Source organism: Alteromonas sp. K632G (assembly GCF_017653625.1).
Taxonomy (GTDB): domain Bacteria; phylum Pseudomonadota; class Gammaproteobacteria; order Enterobacterales; family Alteromonadaceae; genus Alteromonas; species Alteromonas naphthalenivorans.
Map to the genome: position 1 here is coordinate 14,211 of NZ_JAGGDM010000025.1, position 21,482 is coordinate 35,692.

A 21,482-nucleotide genomic window follows, 5' to 3' on the forward strand; every position below is an offset into this window, starting at 1 on the left:
AATTCAGCTAACTGTCATTCCCGAATGTTTTTATCGGGAATCTCCCGAAAAGTACGTTAAAAGCATCATTACGTTCAGGAGATACGGCAACAAGTGCGGTATGACAATACCTATATTTTCTTGAATACGACAAGCTGAACTAGAGTAAACTCTTATTAGAAGGTAAAAAGCTATTGCTCGAAAGTTATAGCTTATTCTTATGTACTAATTAAAAACTATTTATACCTTTAGCGATTTGAATACCTAATAAACTGAATCAACTGCTGTACTTGCTGATTATTAGGTACTAATTGATTAAGCTGATAAGCGTAATGTAACGCTTCATCAAACGATTTAAGCGAAATTAAAACACTCACTAACCCGTAAAGATAATCTGGATTGTTAGGCACTATTTGATGTGCTAAACCATAATCAGCTTTAGCTGCTTGAAGTTGCTGGTTTTCTTGTAATAAAACGGCCCTAGTATATAAATATCTAGGATTTCTAGCCTCATTAGCTACCGCTTTATCAAACAATGGTAAAGCTGCTTGTTTATTCTTTTGGCGCACTTTAGAAAGCGCTAACTGAAAATATAAATCTGCGGCTTTATTATTAACTTCTAGCCCTTGTTTTAGTATTTTTTCTACTTTGAATTCATCGCCTTGTTGTCGATAAACTTCAGCTAAATAAACATAAGCAGGCATAAAAATATCTTCTACTTTTATCGCAGTTAATAAAGCTTCTTCAGCTTGTTTAAAGTCTCTTTTCAAAGCATACACTTGTCCAATATTTACGTGGGCGGTCGCTCTATCAGCTTGATACAATTGTCCTTCAATGTATTCTGCAACCGCTTTTTCTAACTGTTGCCGTTTTTCTCCAACAAATGTCGGATCAGCCAGGTTTTCCACCAACTGGCGCCCTGCCGCCATTCTGACAGGCTTTTCTTGATGTGTAAGTAAAGGGATAAGCTTTAGTGAGCGATTGATTAAACTTAATTGCCCTGATGCTCTAATCGCAGCGAGTACCAACATAATATCGCTACTATTAAGCTGCTTACTAATAAAGCCAATAAGTTCTCTATTATTTCTAGCACCAAATATACGTGAAACAGCCGAAGCCCTAATAAGTTCAGGGTTTGTCGGGACATTGGCAATAGCCATTAATGCAGGTATAGCGGTAAAGTCGCCGCTATCAGCTAAAGCAAAGGCATGAGCGTAGCCTTTTTCTTTCTGATATGTTGAATTAGGAAACCACTTTGTTAACTGTTTGGCATGTTGGTCATTGGCTATATCACTATGACAAGACTGGCAAGCATTTGGCACACCAAGCGTGACACTTAAATCAGGACGCGGAACTTTAAACGAATGGTCACGACGATCATCAACTTCCATATAAGTGGTTTCAGGCATATGGCAATTAACACATTGTGAACCAGCTGAATTAGCAAGGTGTTGGTGATGTGATCTAATATCGTACTGCTCTGCACTATGACATTGGGTACAGGTGGCGTTACCTTCATGTTTAAGCTTTAAAGTATGCGGATCATGGCAATTAGTACAAGTAACACCATTTTGATACATTTTACTTTGCTTGAACGAACCATATACATATACTTCATCAAAAATTTGCCCGTCAGGGTAATATAAAGGCGTATTTACTAATGACGATTGATATTGCTGATGATATGGCACTGATTCAGTGTGATCTGACAGTTGTGATCTTCGGCTATGACACTGAGCACATACTTCCACTTGCTGTGTTTTTTTCACTCGCGTTGTTGGAAATAGCTTACCTAAGTCATTAGTAGCAAATGCGGGTACTTTTGTTGAAATATCTTGGCTAAAGCCAAATTTATTTTTATTACTGTCAGGATTTTTTATTTTACTATCAGGATTTTTTACCCACGTTAAATGTTGCTCACTTCCCTGATGACAAGCGGAACAACTAACATTAATGATGTCATAACTCGACTGATATGAAAGTGTTTCTAAATCAAAGCCTTTCTTAAAGTTTGTACTGTGGCAATCGGCGCAGTTTTGATTCCAGTTTTGCCCCATTTGCGTCCAATGAAATTCATCTTCAGCATTAAGTTCAGGATAAAGGTTAAACCACCTTTGTCCACCTTCAGCTTTTGAGCGACTGTCCCAAGCGTAAGGAATAAATTGATACTTTCCTGCTCCATCACTAAACATATATTGTTGTAGCGGGTAATAACCAAAAGTATAAAGTAACTCTTTAGTTACTGGGCTTCCATCTACTCCAGGCATAGTTATTAAATACTTGTCGTCTTGAATCAGTAGCTTTATTTCTTCATCGTTTAGCTTAACCTTGCCTAAAGTAAAATCTCCCAAATTAGAGTCCGATGATACTTCAGCCATAGAGTGAAAATGGTGTGAGCTTTTCCAAGCTAGTGTTTGAGTTTGATGACAAGAAGCACAGCTTAAGTCTTTGTTAGCTTCACTTTTAAAACTAACAAATAATGAAAAGACAAAGAAACACCAAATTAAAACCATTGATGTTTTAAACCGAATTAGCAAAGTTATCCCTTAAAATTAATAAATTAAAACAAAACTTAAAGAAGCTTTTTAGCTATTACGCAAGATAAAATAAATTTATTGCCCAGTGCTCTTAAACACCCGATACACAAATAATGTGATTAACTACATGGTTGTAATGCTAACCATATACAAAGCAAAGCTTATCAATCTATAAATTATTAATTCTACACAACTTAGCCTAAGCTTGTTGGAATAACTTTACACCTTGCTCATTAAGAGTCACTTTTAAGCGACCCGCTTTAACCAATATTTGCAAACTAGCTAATGCTTCACCAAATGCAAATAAGTCATTACCTGAGTCAACTTCACAGTTAAATAACACTTGATAAGTTTCATTAACTTGTTTGGGTTCTTTACAATGCAGATAAAGCTGTTCAAGCTTTTCTTTATGCCCATAAACTATTTTATTTAATCGGCTAACACCACCATAAAAAGCTAAACCATGTGCTGGCAAAATCAAGGTTTCATCTGTAATCACTGTTGATATGTGCTGTGCTGAATCAAAATATAATTGCATAGGGTTAGCATCAGGCGCGTCAGGCCAAATACTGATATTTGGCGTGATACTCGGTAATATTTGATCACCAGCAATAAGAATATCTAATTCCTGACAATAAAAACATGCATGCTCAGACGCATGGCCATAGCCCATCACTATTCGCCATTGATGATTACCTAAAGTAACTATTTGCTCATCTTGTAATACCTGACAAGGTGAGTCTACAGGGTAAATAATACTGCGAAAGGTATCAATATTCCTAAAATAAGCCTTTACTTGTTTTTGTCCTTCACCGTATCCAGTATAAAACTCATTGAGCTGATCTCTTGGTACACTTGGCTCACAAGAAAATAACATTTGATAATATTTGTAATCAGGCATTGAAATACTAAAACTAGGCTTGTGCTCTAGCTCTTCAAGTAGCCAGCCCACTAAGCCAATATGATCAGGGTGACCATGAGTACAAATAATGCGAGTGATTGGTTTACCTTTTAACTGGTTATTTATTACCGCAAGCCACTGCTCTTTGGCTTTTGATGTATTCGGGCCAGTATCAATTACCACCCAACCATCAGCTTCTTCTATTAGCCAAATATTTATATGATCAAGTGCAAATGGCATACTAATGCGCAGCCAATATAAGTTATTACCTACATGCAACAGGTGTTGAGGTTCAGGGGCTTTTTCTTTGAAATTCTTTAACATTTTATACTTACCAAAAATAGACGAGCGAAAAAAAGGCGATAGTAAGGTAACAATGTCACCTTACTTTCGCCTTAACTTGCGAGCAGTTATTCGAGTTTAATTTAGAAGTTAAAACCTACTTCAAAGTTAATACGACGTTTACTTTGATGAACACCATTAGAATATGCACCTGCAATTAATGGGATCTTAGTTAGGTAAACTTCATAGTCTTCATCTAACAAGTTGTTTACAGTAAATGCAGCATGCCAATTACTGTCTGCTGGTGTTAGTGTGACGCGATAGTCAACTAAAGCGTAGCCATCCTGAGTAAGGTTTACTTCATTACTTGAGTCGACCGTATGTTTAGACTTATAGCTAACACTTAACATATTAACTAATTCATAATCACCAAACACTTCTGCAATATGCTCCGCAGCTACAACCGCAGTAAACTCAGGTACCCAAGCAAGGCTATCACCTGACCAGTCACACTTACCATCTGCGCCCTGCTCACCTCTATAAACTTCAGTTAAGCTACACGCTGCACCTTGGAATTCATCGTAGTAAAAATCTAAGTATTCCGCATTTGCAGTAATTTTTAGATCATCTGTTGCTTGCCAGATAAACTCTACGTCAACACCTTTTTGAATTGATTTACCTGCATTACCTACGTTAAATCCAATAGAACCATTAAAAATCGACGTTTGTAGGTTGTCGTAAACACCATAAAAGGCTGCAACATTCAAGCGAACTGTTTCCCAGTCTGACTTAAAGCCTACTTCCCACGCTGATACACTTTCATCTTCAAATTCAGTATCTTCTGGCGTACCCGCTGAAGGTCCAGGTGATGTGCCAAGAGGGCTCGCTGTAACTGGGCCTTCATAAAGCGTATCAAAACCACCCGCTTTAGCACCATCGGCGTAATTTACATAACCCATAAAGTCATCAGAGAAATGATAACTAGCACTTGCTTGTAACATTAAGTGATCTTCTTCGCGTACCATATCTTGAAATTCATGCGGAGCACCCACAGACTTTAAAACCCCCCAATAACTAAACAATGCAGGCGTTAAACCAGCAAATGGGTGACCTTCAGGGTATGGCGCTTCATCGTACGTAGAACCATCAATATCAAGTAATCTTAAACCTTGTGTTGCAGTTTTAGTAATATCGGTATAACGAACACCAAGCGTTAAACTCAATTTATCTGTTGGATTGTAGTCAAATTGCGTAAATATCGCTTGCTGTTCAGTATTCTGCCTTAAATAGTTTGAACGAGAAAATGAACCAAACTCTAATGGGCTACCAATTAAATTACTTACATGCGGCATATAAAAATCAACATCAAAACCTGTATTAAAATCTGCATCTTGATAATAAAGGCCTGCCATAATGTTTAATTGGTCGTTTATTTCAGTATCTAAACGCAATTCTTGAGAAAACTGACTGTAATCTTCAGGTGTATTTGATGACATAAAGTTTGCCGGTGTCATATCAATATCAAGCGTATGATAATAATCATAATTACTGTCAGCAGTAATTGACGTTAGTGTCATATCATCATTGATACTCCACACAACTTCCAACATGGTTTCATCACTGTCGTTATAGTTACCTGACGGGCCATTGTTAAAAATACTATCGTCATTACCCGTATTTAAATCACCTGTGCCAATACCAAACGGAGCTAATGGCGAATTAGGGTTTGGTGTAAAATCAGGGTTTACATGCGCATAAATAGCTAACGTTTCACCATGTTTTTCAAAATCTGCTTGTTCATGACGAAGGTAAATACTCCATTCATCACTCGGCTCCCATACCGCACTGACACGAAATGCAGAGTCTTCATAAGAATTTTCTACTTCACCTGTATAACGGTTATATGCAGCGCCACCACTTTGGTCACGCCATTTACCCGCAACGCGAACAGCAAATTCGTCTGTTACTGGTATATTTACACCGCCTAAAATTTGTGACTCTTCATATTCTGTTTCATATTTAACGGTAAAGTTACCATTTAGTTCATCACCAATTTCAGGTCGTTTAGTTGCCATGCTTAATGCACCACCAACTGAACTGTTACCGTAAAGTGACACTTGTGGGCCCTTTAACACTTCCACACGCTCCATATCGAAGAAACCTGAACGCTGTTGATTCATACGACCACGGTATACACCGTCTACATATGTTCCTACAGACTGTTCAAATGACTGGTTATCACCTGATGAAACACCACGAAGTGATAAACGTGAATGGTTAGCTAGTTGTGGCTGTTCAAGACCTGGAACAAACTTAGTAAGGTCGTTAACACTGTGTACGCCCATGCCTTCCATATGTTCGCCTGTTACCGCGTTAACACTTGAAGGTACTGTTTGAACTGACTCTACTCTTTTACGAGCTGTTACTTGGATGACTTCTAAGCCAGATTTCTCTTTGGCTTTTTCAGCCTGCTCACCAGCAGCTTCTTCTGCGTACAAGCTGCCTGAAAATAAGAATGAAACCCCGATAGCCGCCGCTAAGCGACTTTTTACAAAAACATTGTTGGTTCTCATAACTTTCCCCGATTGTTAATTTCACTTAAATTTATTGTTATCTTTTATCAATAGTAGAGTCCTTTATGCGAAATTCAGGTCATATTCTGCTATTTAATTGTCTTAAATATAGCTAACGTTTTAAAATTTGATAGAAAAGTAACTAAGTTTTGTAGGCTCATATCCAAAACGACATTCAAGCTAGACCGTTATACATTTGGGGCTTTGATAAGTTTCTTTAGAATCGTTCAATGCTTTATCAAGTAGGTAAAAAGACGTCAAATTAAGCAAAAATAAATTTATAATAAACCAAGTTCTCGTGCTTTTGAGGTAGCTTGATTTCTTCTTTTAACCCCTAATTTTGAAAATAAATTGCTTAAATGCCACTTAACTGTACTTTCTGACAAGCTTAGTAACGCACTAATTTTGCTATTAGTATGGCCTTTATTAATGAGGTGCAATAACTCTTCTTCTCGCTTGGTAAGTGGTTCAATTAGCCTATTATTTACTTCTTCGTATTGCGCCGCGTTAGCTTCAATACCAAAAGCGGCTAATAAAGATGCTATATAAAGTGCTAGTTTAGAGTTATAGTCATCTAAGGTTTGGTATAACTCTTTTAATAGCTCGCTAATCACTTCGCCTTCATCAACAAACGTCCGAACAAACCCTTCATTTTGGCCTTGAGCTACTAATTTAGTTAGCAGCCTTAATGCTTGTCTATGTTCATTGCTCTGCTTTAACGCAACTACTTTTAAAACTTCTAATTTTAATATGCGATAATGGCGATTAGGTTGCGACTGCTCGATTGCATCAGCTATTTGCTTTAACGCTTTCTTGTATTGCTGGTTTGCTAACAAAAGTCGAATGCTGGTAATAGTATCAGCCTCATTGTCTGCAGCGATTGAGCACTGCGCTTTTTTAACCACTAAATTTTCGCTACTAATACGTTCAGCAATGTCGTTTGCTAATATGACCTCACCATTATTAAGGTGGATCCTCACCAGCTCCCACCGCGCAATAGCCGAAAGTCGAGGTAAATGATCGGAATAACCTATCTGTTCAAGTGTCTCAATTACTTTAATAGCATCATTAGTATTATTTTTTGCCAAATGAATTCGCGCCAAGCATAAATAACTTACTGCTAACCATTCTGGTAACGCAAACTGCCTAATTAACGAGAGGTTTCTTGTAAGAATAGTTTCGCAGTCATCTAACTTATTCGTTTCATATAGTAAACTTGTATACGCTGGAAGTACGCCATAAGCATTTGCTGACTCAATAAAGTCTTGCTGATAAAAATCTCTAAGCCCTTGCTCAGCTACTGCGAGTGCTCTTTTAAGTTTTCCTTGCAATAATAGAGCAAAAGCTTGAACGGCATGAGCATAAGTTACGGTAAAAAAAACATTATCTGATGATTTGTTTTTACCCATAAATTGCGTTAACGCCAACGCATTCATACCATCAATTCTTGCATCTTCAAATTTTGCTTGGCTTAAATGGATGTACGCTTGAATATTATAAAAACCAATTCTAACCAATGAATGGTTACTAGGTTGATTATCAGCCAACAATGCTTGTACTACGTTTAGCGTCTCATCATTATTGTCAGACATTATGCTAAACGATATTTTTAAAGACGTAAAAATACGCTGCTGCTCTTTAGTTAACTTATTAGCCTTTTGCCACTCACTAATTTGAGAAATATCCTTCTCAACCAATAATGTGCGTTTATAAAATAAATCAGCCCATGTTTTTGCTAAATACAAATTAATATGTTGATTTAATAACTCAGAAGAAATGCTATTTGTCCAATCAGCTAATGTATTAAACTGCGCTTTTCTTAACATAGGTAGAGCAAAGTCATCCATCATTTGAGCGGCAAGTTCATTGGCATTACCAGCTATAGCATGCTCTATTGCTAATCTTGGCCTGTTATTTTCTTTAAACCACTTTGCCGCTTTAACGTGCAATGGCTCTACCTGTTCTGCATAATCTCGTTTTAATAGTTTAATTAAAAAGCTTGCAAACAATTGGTGATAACTTAACCAAGATTGTTGTTGATTGGTTGACTCAATCAATATCGACTCTTCAAGATCTTCATTTAGCATTGTCGCTGCTCTTCCAGCGGAAAAAGTGTCAGCTAATAAATGCTGGCAAAGTGGCAAATTAAACTCTGACAGAATTGATGTCTTTACTAAAAACTCTTGTTGTTCAGCAGATTTGTGGTTAAAAATGTTTTCAATTAAATAATCATCAAACAGCTCACTGGTAACTTTTCCGTCTACCGTCAGTTGACTAAGTTGCTCTGGTTGTTTGATCAAAAAAGTAGACAGCTTTAATGCTGCAGGCCAGCCATCGGTTAATTCATATAATTTGCATATTTGTTCTTCATTTAGTTGAATATCACCAAAACGAGAAAAATATACTTTAGTTTGCTCAAAGCTAAATTTTAGCTCCGATGTTGAAACCTCTATTAAGTTATCTGCTATTTTCAATTTTGACAAAGCAAGCTTTGGCGCAGTGCGAGAAGCAATAATAATTTGCTGATGACTTTTTAAATGATTAAGGGCGTCACTTAAAATACTTAACGTTGACGGTTCTGTTATTACGTCAAAATTATCAAGAAAAAGATAAAAAGGCTGTTCATTATCAGCAATAGCCGACAACAATACATTTAAGTCGTCAGTATTATGTGGGTTTTCTTTTGTAGCTACTTTACTCGAGCCCGATACTGATGCATTACTAGCTTCACTAACCACTTGCAATAAACGTGATATATCATTGTCAGCTTTTTCTAAATTAATCCAAATTGTGCGGGCTTTTTTTGCTTGTAACCAAGCAAGGTATTGTAAAAGTAAGGTTGTTTTACCATAACCAGCAAGCCCTTGCACTATCGCTACATTACGTAACGGTTTTGCAGTTAAATGCTGAACTAATTCTGTCTGCTCTATTAAATGTTTGGTAATTACTTTAGGAGTAAATTTAGCTGCAGAAATTTGCACAAAGCGCCCTATTATTCATAATTAGTAATGTAGATGCGTCAAAGTAATACGCATATGCTAGCCCTACATTATTGATATTATTATACATTGTAGTTCTTTTTTTAATGAACAGAAACATAGTATAAAGTAATTTTCTAACGAGTATTTTATGTTTACTAGATATAGCCCGCACAGACCATTTTTTTGCTTGTTAAAACCAGCATGCCCTAATCAAAACATCTATAGTTAAAAACTAGGATAGTTTTAATCGGCTATTAATACGCTTTTTAGCTTGATAGAAATATTATAAATGTAGTTTAAATAAAATTCATAAAAACAAGCATATTCAAACTATTGAATAAACTTTTGCTCTATTAACGGACAGGGCAAGATCATACTCTGACTTGCGTTAACTAGCGCATCTGTGATCAAATCTAGCTTTTTAGGCTAGCACAGATGTCATTTATTACCCATTTTGAGTCACTTGAAGATAAACGCTCTCATATCAATAAGAAGCATGACCTACTTGATGTGATTTTTCTCACCGTGGTGGCCATTCTTTCTGGTGCTGAAGGATGGAAAGACATTAAGCAATTTGGGGACAGCAAACTGGATTGGTTGCGTAAGTTCAGGGCCTTTAAAGAGGGTGTACCCGTCGACGATACTATTGCCCGTATTATCAGCTCGCTAGAGCCCAACGCCTTGCTAACGTGCTTCATTAGCTGGGTGAATGAAATCCGTGAAGACCAAGGGCAGCCCGTGATTGCGTTTGATGGTAAAACGCTTCGCCATTCATTCGATGGTGATAGGAAAACCGCCCTTCACAGCGTGTCGGCCTACGCGGTGGAACAAGGTTTAGTCCTCGCACAATGTAAATCGAAGGGTAAGAAAAATGAAGTGTCGACGGTACTGGAATTGATTGAATTACTGGAGTTAAAAGGCAGTATTGTCACTGCCGATGCCATGCATTGTCTGAAGAAGGTCGCTAAAGCCATTAATGCAAAAGGCGGCGACTATGTTCTGCAAGTCAAGAATAACCAAGGTAAACTTGCAACGGAAATAGCGGCTTACTTCCACAAGACACGGCGTGATACTCCACAAGATATCAAGACAAACAGTTTAACCTTAACCAATGATGGTCATGGACGCATCGAGGAGCGTACCTACGTTCAGCTCCCCATTACGCCTTGGTTGACGCAAAGCCAAGGCTGGACGAATATTAAGTCGGTCATTGAAGTCACCCGAAAACGCTACCTTAAAGATAAGGAAACGAGTGAGACCGCTTATTACATCAGTTCCTTGGAGGTTAACTTACCTCAAATTGCAAAAGCCATTCGCAGCCATTGGTCGATAGAAAATGCATCACATTGGGTACTGGATATGACGTATCGAGAGGACGACTCCCGAATCAGACGCGGCGATGCGCCCGAAAATATGGCAACCTTCCGCCGCTTTGCAATGAATTTAGCACGCTTGAGTCCTATTAAAGACAGTATGAAAGGTAAGCTGAAGCAGGCGGCGTGGTCTGATGAAGTCAGGGAAAAACTCTTGTTTGCTTAAATTTCATTCAAGTATGATTTTGCCCTGTATTAACGGACAATTATTTTGAAAATTATTACATCATTAAAAATACTTGCTAGCAGTGCTTTGTTACTCTGTTTAACGACTCCTGTACATGCAACAGAAGATCCTTCACGCCCTAATGTATTAGCGATATGGGGAGATGATATAGGCATGGATAACTTAAGCGCCTATACCATGGGACAAGCAGGTCACTGGACACCAAATATTGACCGTATTGCTAAAGAAGGCGCAATATTTACTGATTACTACGCAGAAAACTCTTGTACTGCTGGTCGCTCTGCATTTATTCATGGCCAACATCCAATGCGTACAGGCTTAACCAAAGTTGGCTTACCTGGTGCTAAAGAAGGCGCTCGTGAAGATGATGTTACATTAGCAGGTTTATTAAAGCCTCTAGGTTACATGACCGCCCAGTTTGGTAAAAATCATTTTGGCGATCAAGACAGTCATTTACCTACAAACCATGGTTTTGACGAATTTTATGGCAACCTGTATCACTTAAATGCCGAAGAAGAGCCTGAACATGAAGACTATAACCGATTCATGACTGCGGAAATGAAGAAGCGTTTTAGCCCTCGCGGCGTTATTCATTCATTTGCTGATGGACGTATTGAAGACTCAGGTCCATTAACCAAAAAGCGTATGGAAACAGCCGACGAAGAGTTTTTAGCAGCCACCATAAAGTTTATGGAAAAAGCGCACAAAGCTAAAAAGCCATTTTTTGCATGGTTTAATGCAACTCGAATGCATATTTGGACACATTTAAAAGATGATGTTAAAGGTATCTCTAAACGTGGCGGCCTATATGGCGACGGCTTGGTAGAGCATGATCGTCACGTAGGACAATTACTCGATAAGCTCGATGAGCTAGGCATCAGTGGCAATACAATCGTTATTTACACAACGGATAATGGCGCAGAAAAGTTTTCTTGGCCTGATGGGGGCACAGTGCGCTTCCGTGGCGAAAAAAATACCACTTGGGAAGGTGGCTTTAGAGCACCTGCCATGGTTCGTTGGCCAAATAAAATAAAATCAGGTCAGATAGTTAACGAACTAACCGCTCATAATGACTGGTTACCAACGGTTATGGCTGCGGTAGGTAATACAAATATTAAAGAACAGTTAAAGAAAGGGGCAATATTTAACGGTCGTCAATATAAAATTCATTTAGACGGTTACAACATATTGCCACAACTAATTGAAGGTAAAAATACTACTGCTGACGATAATACAAACTGGCCTCGTAAAAACTTTATTTATGCAACCGATGGCGGCAAAGTTGCTGCAATTAGAATGGGCGACTGGAAATTATTATTCTTAGAGCAAAAATGTAAGGGTTGGGAAGTATGGGCTTGTCCTTTAGTGGCACGCCGTCTACCTTTAATTTTAAATTTACGCCAAGATCCATATGAAGAAGCACCAATAAATGCGGGAGGCTATGATAGATGGTCGGTAGATCACTTATTTACTGTTGCTCCTGCGGCAACAGAAGTAATAAAATTCTTACAAACATTTAAAGAATTCCCGCCATCACAAGCACCAGCCGACTTTACCTTTTCAACGGTTGTTGAAAAAATGAAAATTTGGGAAAACGTGACATATAAATAAAAATCACAAAAAAAAAAGCAAGAGTTAATACAGCTCTTGCTTTTTCGTTCTACACTAAAATAAAAGCTTAGTTATGTAATTCATTAAAAACCATGTATTTATACACACTTTTGGCATTACAAATAAACTAATAACACCATTACCAATAAAGAATAAATATGGCCGAAAACATATTAGCTCAAATTAAAGCGCTTCAGTCAGAAGTAAACCAGTCAATTTTAGGGCAAGAAAAGCTCGTTAATGCCTTAATAATTGCATTGCTGACCAACGGCAACGTACTGCTTGAAGGATTACCTGGTACCGCTAAAACCCGCTCTATTCGCACCTTGGCTAAAGTGCTTGAAGCTAAGTTGGGGCGTATTCAATTTACGCCCGACTTGTTACCATCAGACGTTACAGGCACAGAAATGTTCCAAGATATCGATGGTAAAACTGATCTCTCCTTTAAAGAAGGGCCTATATTCAATCAATTAGTTCTAGCCGACGAAATCAATAGAGCTCCTGCAAAAGTACAAGCGGCATTGCTTGAAGCAATGGAAGAAAGACAAGTTACTGTGATGGGGAAAAGCTATCAATTACCTGATCTATTTATGGTATTGGCCACACAGAATCCAATAGAGCAAGAAGGTACCTACCCTCTTCCTGAAGCACAAATCGATCGTTTCGCGCTAAAAATTCAAATCGACTACCCTGATGATGAACAAGAATTATCAATAATTCGTTTAGTGCGCTCAGAAGAAGGTAACAAACAACAAGCGCCTATCAAAATACAACAAAGTGTTGTTTTTGATGCTCGTCAACAAGTATTAAACATACACATGAGTGAAGCGGTAGAAAAGTACATTGTCGCAATAGTGATGGCGACTCGTAAACCAGAACGCTACCCAAATAGCAATTTAAAAAACTGGATAGCAGTTGGCGCTAGTCCTCGCGCTAGTATCATTTTAGACAGGTGTTCACGAGCACAAGCATTCTTAAATGAAAAAGACTATGTAGATCCCGATGATGTTAGACAAGTAGTTTGTGACGTCCTCAGACATCGAATAAACCTAAGTTATGAAGCGCAAGCTGACGGAATAACTTCTGACGATGTTATTAACGAAATAATTAAGCAAGTCGCTGTCGTATAAACCAAGCCAATGAAAACAGTTAAAGCAATTGATGAACGCATACAAATAACGCTAAAACAACTTATGCGTTTAAAACACGACGCTCATGGCTTTAGCTTTTTATCTAATCAACCATTAAAAAGTAAATTAATGGGTCGTAAACGCTCTACCATTAGGGGAAGAGGTTTGGACTTCTCCGAGTTAAGAGATTATCGCCCAGGAGACGATATAAGAAATGTTGACTGGCGTGTCACTAATCGTATGGGCAAGCCCTATGTGCGCCTTTATTGTGAAGAAAAAGACCGACCTGTCATGATCATTGTCGATCAACGTTCAAATATGCACTTTGGCAGCCAATGGAAAATGAAGTCAGTTTTAGCAGCTGAACTTAGTGCGTTAATTGCATGGAAGGCATTAGATGAAGGTGATCGTGTTGGCTTTATTATATTGTCAGATCAACGTTACATTGAATGTGAACCAACTAGAAGTCATACAAAGTTTCAACAGTATTTAGCATTAATAGTTAAGTTTAATCAAATAATAAACAGTAACAGTGCCCAAACCAACAAGCCCATTTCAATGGCTGGCTTACTCAAAAAAGCTGAAAAGTTTATTACTCACGATTACTTGCTAATAGTTATTTCAGATTTTATTGACCCGCAGGCATCAATAATACCGAGCCTTGCAAAACTAACTCAGCACAACGACATTATCGCCTGTTACGTTTATGACCAACTAGAGCATGATATTCGCCCGCTAGAAAACCTAGTGTTAGGAGATGGCGAATACCAATTACAACTGTCAGCTAATAAAAAAGGTCTAACAGAAAAGTTTAATCACTATACCGAACAGAAGTTGTCTAACATGCAAACAACGTTTGCTAAACACAATATTCCATTATTGTCTTTTTCAACAGAATTTAACGTTGCTGGACAAGTTCGTAAACACCTAGGGGCAGCTTAATGTTAGATGCCTCATCAACAATCAATCAAAGTTTTGGCAATTTAGCATTGACCAACTTTAATGAGGCTCCAATGCCAGAAACCTTACCAATTTTACCTTTTGCCCCAGGGTGGAGCTACCTTGCAATAATATTTATTACTTGGTTAATAATCTTTATTATTCAAAAATTAATTTATCAAATTAATAACCACTATCGAAAAAGTGCACTATTGGCTTTAGCTGAACTAGCAAACTCTTCGTTAACCGAACAAGCGCGACTATATCAACTAGCAGAGCTAATAAAAGGAACTGCTCTTTATATTTTCCCTCGTGAAATTATTGCGCGACAAACAGGAAAAGATTGGTTTAATTTTTTAAATACTCATAATAAAAAACAAGTATTTGATAGTAATGCCCACCAACTATTAGGTGATAACCTATACCAAGTACCAAAAGAAGCGTGCACAGAGAAACAGTGGCACTCATTAATAGAACAAACCAAACTTTGGATCCAGCAGCATCCTTACGAAGGAGTGAATCCCGTCATAAAACCTTTTAGCTTATTAAACTTAGTTAAGAGCAAGTAACCTAATGCTTGAATTTGTATTCCCTTGGCTATTTCTTCTTCTACCGTTACCTCTGTTGCTACGCTTTCTTCCAGAATACCTACAACAAAATCAAATGGTTAAAGTACCATTTTTCAATAAGCTCATCGAAATATCAGGTGATAAAGCCAAGCTAGGGGCAAAAACACAACAGCCAAGCCGGTTACAAAAGTCTGTTTTGATCATTTCTTGGTTGCTTTTTGTATTAGCTGCTGCAAAACCTCAATGGTTGCAAGATCCAATAGTACAAACAAAATCAGCAAGAGATCTAATGGTTGCTGTTGATGCTTCAGGGTCAATGGCAACAACTGACTTTAAAGTGGCAAGTGATAATACAGTTGACCGACTAACCATGGTTAAGTCAGTGCTAAAATCTCTTGCTATGGAGCGTAAAAACGATCGTTTAGGTTTAATTGTATTTGGCTCTGCAGCCTACCTTCAAATGCCTTTTAGTGAAGACCATGCAACTTGGTTAACTTTACTCAATGAAACTGAAATTGCAATGGCGGGCCAAAGTACGGTAATTGGTGACGCCATAGGTATTGCAATTAAGCACTTTGAAGAAAGTGAAACAAAAAACCGAGTACTTATTTTACTGACCGATGGTAATGATGCAGGCAGCAAAGTACCACCAATAGACGCTGCAAAAATAGCTGCTAGCTACGGCGTTAAAATATATACAATTGCGCTTGGCGACCCAGCAACGATTGGCGAGCGAAAACTCGATAGTAAAACCTTAAAGCGCATCGCTGAGCTAACTGGTGGAAATTTTTATCATGCGATGGACACCAGCCAACTTAGTCAAGCTTACCTAAATATTGCCCAACTTGAACCGCAAACATATGACTCTATATCATTTCGCCCTAAACAAAGTATGCATCATATCCCTTTGATTACCTTAGTTATTATGAATTTATGTATGGTAGTGTATATACGTTCAAGAATAAAAGTTAAGGTGCCCTATGATCAGTGACCTGGCTTACTCGCAACTACTACAAAACTTTCACTTTTTAAGGCCATGGTGGGCATTGTTGATCCCGATACTCTGGTTATTGTTATCGAACAAAAACTCGAAGAAAAATGAAGACCAGCAAGCTAAAAAGGTTTTTGCTCAGCACATTTATCAAGAACTAACAGCAGAAGCTGGAAGTATCAGAAAAATATCTCCCTCAATTGTTGCATGGGTTGTAATGCTGCTAATTACCGTGATTTTAATGGGCCCAAGTTGGCAACGCCAGCCTTCTCCTTTTCTACAAGACAGCTCTGCTCTATTCATATTGCTTGATACCAGTAACTCCATGAATAGTGTTGACATTCAGCCTTCTAGACTTGAGCGAGCTAAACAAAAAGTATCAGATCTTCTCGCTGAACGCCCTGAAGGTTATACCAGCTTAATTGTCTATTCAGGCAGTGCTCACTCAATATTACCGTTAACAAACGATCACAATATATTAAGAAACTACTTGTCAGCTGTTACAACCAAAATAATGCCTCAGCAAGGAAAGTCTGTAGCTAATGCGTTAACTTTAATAAAACAAGCAACCATCAGCGACGATACACCCGTTACCGTTTTACTTATAACCGATGACATCACCGAACAAAGCCAACAGGCATTAACACGCTTTTCTGAACAACACCGCTATCAAATGTTAATTTACGGCATCGGCTCTACGAATGAAGAGCTTAGCGCAAAAGGTTTAACGCTTCCTTCATTAAACAATCAAAAGCTTAGTCGCATTTCAGATGAAATAGACGGTTTTTATCTGTCGGCAACAATTAATAAACAAGACATTCACCAACTAGTCAGTAGAATCAAAAGCTTTTATAACCCAATAAATGACAAACATATCCCTTGGGTTGATAGCGGTTATTGGCTTGTTTTTCCCGCAATGTTACTTTATTTACTGTGGTTTAGACGAGGCTGGACGATTCGCTGGTCAAGTTTTATTGTTGTACTTTGCTTATCACTACCAAGTACTCAAGGCCAAGCTGCTGAAAACAGCTTTGCTAATTTTTGGTTAACTCCTAACCAACAAGGACAACTATATTTTTATTTGAAAGATTATAAAACCGCTGCTGAGCGATTCGAAAATACGATGTGGAAGGCCACCTCTTATTACCTAAACGAAGACTTTGACCTCGCAATAGAATACTTTTCAAGAATAGATAGCAATGATGCCAAATTACGTTTAGCAAACGCCTACGCTCATGCAGAAAAATACTATGCTGCTGAGTCTATTTATCAATCGTTACTTGCCGTTTTCCCTAATAACCAAGCAATCATTGAAAACTTAGCGGCTGTGCAAAAAATAATTAAAGCTCGAGAGTCGTTATCTGAACATCAAAAACAAGAGCAAAATGAACGTTCAGATGATGAAACAAGTGATCAATTTAAACAGGCAAAAGGTAAACAAATAAAAACGAATCAACGTAAGCAAGAAGTTCAGCAATACAGTGCAGAACAAATACTAAAGAATGAGCAACTTGCCAAAATGTGGATGGAAAATCTACAAAAAAATCCGAGTAAATTTTTAGCAAACAAACTGCAAATACAAGTGAATAAGCAAAAACTATTAGGGAGTAGCAATGAGTAAAGCTAAATTACTTGCTCTTTTTTTGCTACTGCTACCTTATTCATTAGCACATGCAGCAACAACTATTGACGATTTAATCAGACAAAATGAGCTACAAGTATCTATTGAAGTTGTAAACGATAGACCTGTGATAGTTGGTCAAGAAGTAACGATAAAACTGCGAATTGCAACATCCACTTGGTTTAAAGGGTCGGTAACATTCACTTTGCCAGAAATTGATAACGCCATTGTTATCCAGCGCAGTAATTTTGGCCTAAATAGTAGCGAACACCTCAATGGTAAACGGTGGACGGTGCATGAAAAAGAGTTTTCGATATTTCCGCAACAAGCAACTAACTATATGGTTCCTGAATTTGAAGTTAGCATGAAAATTCATGTTATTGGTCAAGGTGATATTGAAGGAATCATACTAACTAACCCTATAGTCTTCAGCGCCTTAGTACCAAAGCAATTGCAAAATAGTCTTGATGAAAACAGCCAATGGTGGGCAGCTAATCACTTGGCTATTAAACAAGCTTGGGATAAAGATTTAACACAGTTATTGCCTGGTGATGCTGTCACTCGCACTATCACCATTGAAGCAGACGGCTTACTTGCCATGATGCTACCTGAAATAAACCACAATACCATTCATGGTTTACCTCATTACTTATCGACACCAGAGCTTATCGACAACAACAACCGAGGCAACAAGCTTGCAACGCGCATTCAAAAGTTCACTTATATCGTTGAGCAGCAAGGAAAAGTGGTTATTCCAAAAATCAAACTTGCTTGGTGGGACAATAACGCTCAAACCCTTAAACATGCACAACTTGATTCACAACCAATAGCCATCGGCTCACTTACTGTTGGGCAACAGTTTCAGTTGTATATAACTAAAAACCTAACCATATTTTTTTACCTATTATGTGCTCTATGCTTACTTATTGGTTATTTAGTTTTTATTAGAAAAAGAACTAATAATTCAAATCAAGATAAACACCGAACAAAAAAGATCAAAGCTCAGCTAAAACAAGCGATAAAAAGCAATGACCACAAAAGCTTTATAAAATGGGCTTATATTTACTTAGACACTGTTACTAAGTCTAACAACATAAATCTATTAACTAAGGAACTCAGCAGAGAAGAAAATTCGGCAACTAGTTCATTATTTGAAAGCGTTTTTTCGCCAGTATCTTCAGATAAACAAACTGATCGGCTCTCAAAAAGCTATCTCAAGGCGTTAAATAAAAATAGTAAAGTAATAACAAAACCTAAAACACCAAACATTAACCCTAAGGGTTGATCTATCTACTGAAGTAATAAAGATCATGAACATAACAACGCAATACATCGATTTAAATAGCGGCAAAGTTTTCGTAAAAATATGGACACCAGAATCTATAGAAAATAAAGCGCCTATTGTGCTATTACACGATTCACTTGGTTCAGTAAATCAATGGAAAGACTTCCCTCTTCAACTAGCAACTAAATTATCTAGACAGGTTATTGCCTACGACAGACTTGGTTTTGGGAGTTCAGACGCTAGAGAGCAATTACCATCTCTTAACTTTATAGAAGAAGAAGGCTTAGTTTACTTTCCTCAAATCAAGGCTAAATTAGGTTTAACAGAATATTTAGTACTTGGTCATAGTGTTGGTGGTGCAATGGCTATTAACATTGCCGCACAAGATAAGGAATGTTTATCAATTATAACCATTGCCGCACAAGCATTTGTTGAAGATCTTACAATTAGCGGTATTGAGCAGGCAAAATCTGTCTTTCAACAACCTCAGCATTTCGAGAAACTAGTTAAGTGGCATGGTGATAAAACGCGATGGGTAATAGATGCATGGACAGAAGTTTGGCTAAACCCTGAGTTTCGCACTTGGCAACTAACAGTAGCAAGCAAAATTACTTGTCCAGTACTAGCATTACATGGTGAAAAAGATGAATATGGCTCTGTCGCTTTTCCAAGCTATATAGTTGAACAATCCACAGGTCAAGCTCAACTGAATATTATTCAAAGCTGTGGTCATATGCCCCATAAGACCCACACGAAACAAGTACTATTAGCAATAGATGATTTTATTAATGATCTTTCTTAACTCAAGAAGACGAAGACATTAAAACGAACTCAATATAAAAGCCCTATAGCTCATTAAAGTAACTATAGGGCTTTCTCAATCAGCTGGTTCAAGCAAACTCACGGTTTTAAGCGTTATCTTCTAAAATCATATCTGCTGCTTTTTCACCGATCATAATAGTAGGTGCGTTGGTATTACCTGAGGTTACCGTCGGCATAACAGACGCATCAACAACACGAATACCTTCTAAACCGTGTACACGTAATCGCTCATCAACAACAGCCATATCATCATTACCCATTTTGCATGAGCCAACAGGGTGATAGGCGTGAGAAGCTTCTCTTCTTAGGTATTCTTCAATTTCTTGATCTGTATTGAGCGGTACATCAGGCTTTAATAAACAATCACGATGCTCGTTAAAGCCGTCACTATTAAGTATATCAAGCAAACGCTTCACCCCTTCTCTTAAGTCTTTCATATCATCAGGATGTGATAACAAATTTAACTTAATGTTAGGAGGAGTCATCGGGTTACTGTCTTTTAATGTTAACTCGCCACGACTTTTAGGATTTGATGTATTAATAATTACACTATACCCCCATTTGGTCATGATTTTATAATCACGACAATGATCACGGTAAGCTAACGGCACAACGTGTAATTGCGCATCTGGACGTTCTTTTTCTGGTGAAGTTTTAATAAAGCCACCTGCCGCAGTTGGTGGACTAGCTAACCACCCTTTACCTGCTAACGCATATTTAAACAGAGCGATGGTTGATTTAATTGTTCCCACGAGATTAAGTGCTATACCTGACTTCTTCTTACTTTTCACCACTAAAATAACGTCAGGATGATCATGTAAATTTTTGCCAACACCTGGTAAGTCATGAATAACTTCGATGCCTTTTTCTTCCAGTTCTGCTTTAGGACCTATGCCTGATAGCATCAACATTTGCGGAGAATTAAAAGTACCGCCACAAACTAATACTTCTTTTGCAGCTTTTACGGTAACCAATTTACCGTCTTGCATATATTCAACACCGACCGCTCGTTTGCCTTCAAATAATATACGTTGAACCTGAGCACCTGTTTCAACGGTTAAGTTACTGCGCTCCATTGCAGGATCTATATAACAAGCTTTAACGCCAGCGCGTTTGCCATCTTTCACCGTAAATTGATAATAGCCAATACCTTCTTGATAATCGCCATTAAAGTCTTCATTCATTTTATAGCCTTTTTCAAGGCCTGACTTTATAAAGCCATTATAAACATCAAAACTTTCATCACCATTACTAACTTCTAGCGGACCACCAACACCGTGGTACTTATTTTCACCACGTTCATTGTTTTCTGCTTTTTTAAAGTAAGGTAGTACATCATCATAAGCCCAGCCTTTGTTGCCCAGGCTTTCCCAATGATCGTAATCTTCCTTACAACCACGAATGTACACCATGCCGTTAATACCACTAGAGCCACCTAGCATTTTGCCGCGTGGTTGGTATTGTGTGCGATTATTCATCGACTTATCCGCCAATGTATTATAACGCCAGTTGATGGTATTTATTTTAAAGTCTTGAATAAGTGCAGCAAAAGCACCTGGCGTTGAAACCAACTTATTGTTACCAGCACCACCAGCTTCTAACAAACATACTTTATTGTTCGGATCGGTTGATAAGCGATGTGCTAACACGCCCCCAGCTGAACCGCCACCAATAACAATATAATCAAACATCTTTAATTCC

General features: G+C 37.9%; 14 protein-coding genes. 9 read left to right on the forward strand and 5 right to left on the reverse strand.

What is annotated here, in order from left to right; genetic code table 11:
• Positions 1–227: 227 nt before the first annotated feature.
• From J5X92_RS19250 to J5X92_RS21470, 4 genes are all read right to left on the reverse strand, one after another.
• Positions 228–2,516: a multiheme c-type cytochrome gene (locus J5X92_RS19250; protein ID WP_148289003.1), complete on the reverse strand. Its 2,289-nt coding sequence runs from the start codon at positions 2,514–2,516 to the stop codon at positions 228–230.
• A gap of 199 nt (positions 2,517–2,715) precedes the next feature.
• On the reverse strand, positions 2,716–3,741 hold the full coding sequence (locus tag J5X92_RS19255) for an MBL fold metallo-hydrolase (RefSeq protein WP_024017274.1): 1,026 nt from the start codon (positions 3,739–3,741) through the stop codon (positions 2,716–2,718).
• A gap of 101 nt (positions 3,742–3,842) precedes the next feature.
• Complete coding sequence (locus tag J5X92_RS19260; protein WP_208806325.1) at positions 3,843–6,272, reverse strand: TonB-dependent receptor; 2,430 nt, start codon at positions 6,270–6,272, stop codon at positions 3,843–3,845.
• A 278-nt stretch (positions 6,273–6,550) separates the two neighbouring features.
• Positions 6,551–9,253 (reverse strand): LuxR C-terminal-related transcriptional regulator, encoded by a 2,703-nt coding sequence (locus J5X92_RS21470; protein WP_024017276.1) that lies wholly within the window; start codon positions 9,251–9,253, stop codon positions 6,551–6,553.
• A gap of 435 nt (positions 9,254–9,688) precedes the next feature.
• Here J5X92_RS21470 and J5X92_RS19270 point away from each other — a divergent pair, with 435 nt between their 5' ends.
• From J5X92_RS19270 to J5X92_RS19310, 9 genes are all read left to right on the forward strand, one after another.
• The gene (locus J5X92_RS19270; RefSeq protein ID WP_015068504.1) at positions 9,689–10,792 is read left to right on the forward strand and encodes an ISAs1-like element ISAma3 family transposase; all 1,104 of its coding nucleotides are present in this window, start codon (positions 9,689–9,691) and stop codon (positions 10,790–10,792) included.
• A gap of 42 nt (positions 10,793–10,834) precedes the next feature.
• Positions 10,835–12,424: an arylsulfatase gene (locus tag J5X92_RS19275; protein ID WP_041702934.1), complete on the forward strand. Its 1,590-nt coding sequence runs from the start codon at positions 10,835–10,837 to the stop codon at positions 12,422–12,424.
• A 158-nt stretch (positions 12,425–12,582) separates the two neighbouring features.
• The gene (locus J5X92_RS19280) at positions 12,583–13,554 is read left to right on the forward strand and encodes a MoxR family ATPase (protein WP_008305436.1); all 972 of its coding nucleotides are present in this window, start codon (positions 12,583–12,585) and stop codon (positions 13,552–13,554) included.
• A gap of 9 nt (positions 13,555–13,563) precedes the next feature.
• A complete protein-coding gene (locus tag J5X92_RS19285; RefSeq protein ID WP_008305438.1) occupies positions 13,564–14,496 on the forward strand; it encodes a DUF58 domain-containing protein in 933 nt (310 codons plus the stop codon).
• Entirely contained in the window at positions 14,496–15,062 is a 567-nt protein-coding gene (locus J5X92_RS19290; protein WP_008305440.1) for a DUF4381 domain-containing protein, read from the forward strand. The genes J5X92_RS19285 and J5X92_RS19290 overlap by 1 nt, the downstream gene beginning before the upstream one ends.
• Before the next feature lie 4 nt (positions 15,063–15,066).
• Entirely contained in the window at positions 15,067–16,053 is a 987-nt protein-coding gene (locus J5X92_RS19295) for a VWA domain-containing protein (protein WP_008305441.1), read from the forward strand.
• Positions 16,043–17,674, forward strand: coding sequence for a VWA domain-containing protein (locus J5X92_RS19300; protein WP_008305443.1), 1,632 nt, complete (start codon positions 16,043–16,045; stop codon positions 17,672–17,674). Before J5X92_RS19295 ends, J5X92_RS19300 begins: the two co-directional genes overlap by 11 nt.
• Entirely contained in the window at positions 17,667–18,959 is a 1,293-nt protein-coding gene (locus tag J5X92_RS19305; RefSeq protein ID WP_015068507.1) for a BatD family protein, read from the forward strand. The genes J5X92_RS19300 and J5X92_RS19305 overlap by 8 nt, the downstream gene beginning before the upstream one ends.
• A gap of 25 nt (positions 18,960–18,984) precedes the next feature.
• Complete coding sequence (locus J5X92_RS19310) at positions 18,985–19,761, forward strand: alpha/beta hydrolase (protein WP_008305447.1); 777 nt, start codon at positions 18,985–18,987, stop codon at positions 19,759–19,761.
• Between the two features lie 106 nt (positions 19,762–19,867).
• Here J5X92_RS19310 and J5X92_RS19315 read toward each other — a convergent pair whose 3' ends face one another.
• Positions 19,868–21,472, reverse strand: a complete 1,605-nt coding sequence (locus tag J5X92_RS19315) for a choline dehydrogenase (RefSeq protein ID WP_008305448.1) — start codon at positions 21,470–21,472, stop codon at positions 19,868–19,870.
• Between the last annotated feature and the right edge of the window lie 10 nt (positions 21,473–21,482).

Coding starts and splice junctions, on each gene's coding strand:
- J5X92_RS19310 (WP_008305447.1), top strand. CDS start 18,985: ATGAACATAACAACGCAATACATCGATTTAAATAGCGGCAAAGTTTTC.
- J5X92_RS19295 (WP_008305441.1), top strand. CDS start 15,067: ATGCTTGAATTTGTATTCCCTTGGCTATTTCTTCTTCTACCGTTACCT.
- J5X92_RS19260 (WP_208806325.1), bottom strand. CDS start 6,272: ATGAGAACCAACAATGTTTTTGTAAAAAGTCGCTTAGCGGCGGCTATC.
- J5X92_RS19290 (WP_008305440.1), top strand. CDS start 14,496: ATGTTAGATGCCTCATCAACAATCAATCAAAGTTTTGGCAATTTAGCA.
- J5X92_RS19270 (WP_015068504.1), top strand. CDS start 9,689: ATGTCATTTATTACCCATTTTGAGTCACTTGAAGATAAACGCTCTCAT.
- J5X92_RS19285 (WP_008305438.1), top strand. CDS start 13,564: ATGAAAACAGTTAAAGCAATTGATGAACGCATACAAATAACGCTAAAA.
- J5X92_RS19315 (WP_008305448.1), bottom strand. CDS start 21,472: ATGTTTGATTATATTGTTATTGGTGGCGGTTCAGCTGGGGGCGTGTTA.
- J5X92_RS19305 (WP_015068507.1), top strand. CDS start 17,667: ATGAGTAAAGCTAAATTACTTGCTCTTTTTTTGCTACTGCTACCTTAT.
- J5X92_RS19280 (WP_008305436.1), top strand. CDS start 12,583: ATGGCCGAAAACATATTAGCTCAAATTAAAGCGCTTCAGTCAGAAGTA.
- J5X92_RS19300 (WP_008305443.1), top strand. CDS start 16,043: ATGATCAGTGACCTGGCTTACTCGCAACTACTACAAAACTTTCACTTT.
- J5X92_RS19255 (WP_024017274.1), bottom strand. CDS start 3,741: ATGTTAAAGAATTTCAAAGAAAAAGCCCCTGAACCTCAACACCTGTTG.